The sequence below is a fragment of the Luteibacter sp. P1_D3 genome (genome assembly GCF_056406135.1).
The window spans coordinates 1-1,210 of sequence record NZ_JBFUAT010000093.1; the positions used below are offsets into that span (position 1 = coordinate 1).

Consider the following 1,210-nt stretch of genomic DNA (forward strand, 5'->3'; position numbering starts at 1 on the left):
CCGTGCCGTCGCCACGCACGTCAGCCATCCCGAACGGCGCCGTCGTCTCCGCCACGTCGCCCAGCATCTCCCGGAAGAACCGCTCGTGCTCCGCGCGACTCACCCCCAGTCGCGCCTGCGCGACAAAGGTCCGGAACGGCACCGGTTCCGGCAACTCGCTCTCGCGGCCAACAAGATGTGCTTCGATTTCCTCGCCCAGTACCTCCAGCGTCGCATGGTCAACACTCATATGGTGATGAACCAACAGCAACAGCCAGCGGTCCTGTGATAGGTCATGTGCCACGTAGCCGTGCATCATCGGTGCGCGATCGATCGCCATCCGGTAGTGCCGCGGATCCACCAGACGCTCCAGTTGCGCCGCGGCATCACCGCCGGCCGGATCCAACCTCACCTCCGTCACCGGCACCGACGCCTCGCGCCACACGACCTGCACCGGCTCRTCCAACCCTTCCCACGCCACCGCCGTGCGCAGAATGTCGTGCCGCCCGATCACCGCCTGCAAYGCGACAAGGTACCGGTCCAACCGCTCACGCCGATCAAAGGCGGTCGTCCCGAACAGCACGTAAGGATCGGCATCCCGGGTCAACAGRTGATGGAACAGGATGCCTTCCTGCAGCGGCGCCAACGGGTAGATGTCCTGGATGTTCGCCATCCCACCCGGCACCGTCGCCGCAATACCATCGATCTGCGACTGTTCCAGCTTGACCAGAGGCAGCATCGACGGCTCGATCGCCGTGCAATCTTGCGGGATAGCGTTCGCCGGCACCGTCCACGACGGCGCAGCCTTCGCTCCCTCGACCAGCCTCGCCAGCCCTGCGACCGTCGGTGCCGCAAACAGCATGCGCACATCCGTCGCTACACCACGACGGTGCAATTGCCCCATCGCCGTGATCGCCAACAACGAGTGGCCGCCCAAGGCGAAGAAGTTGTCGTGGCGGCCCACCCGGGCATGACCCAGCAGGCTTGACCACACCGCCGCGATCGCCTCCTCCACCGCACCTTCCGGTGCTTCGTACGCTTGCACCGCGTAGGACTCCGCCTCCGGTGCCGGCAGCGCCTTGCGATCCAGCTTGCCGTTGGGTGTCAGTGGCAGCGAGGCCAGCGTCACGATCGCACTCGGGACCATGTACTCCGCCAGCGTTCCCGACAGGGCCTCGCGAAGACGCTCCACCGACAGCGTGGCGCCTGCCTCGGCCACCACATAGGCCAC

The 1,210-nt window shown here is 66.2% G+C and carries 1 protein-coding gene; it reads right to left on the reverse strand.

Annotation, left to right across the window (positions count from 1 at the left end; genetic code table 11):
* A partial coding sequence (locus AC1DYM_RS22985) for a condensation domain-containing protein (protein WP_477342364.1) occupies window positions 1–1,210 on the reverse strand: 1,210 nt, incomplete at both ends.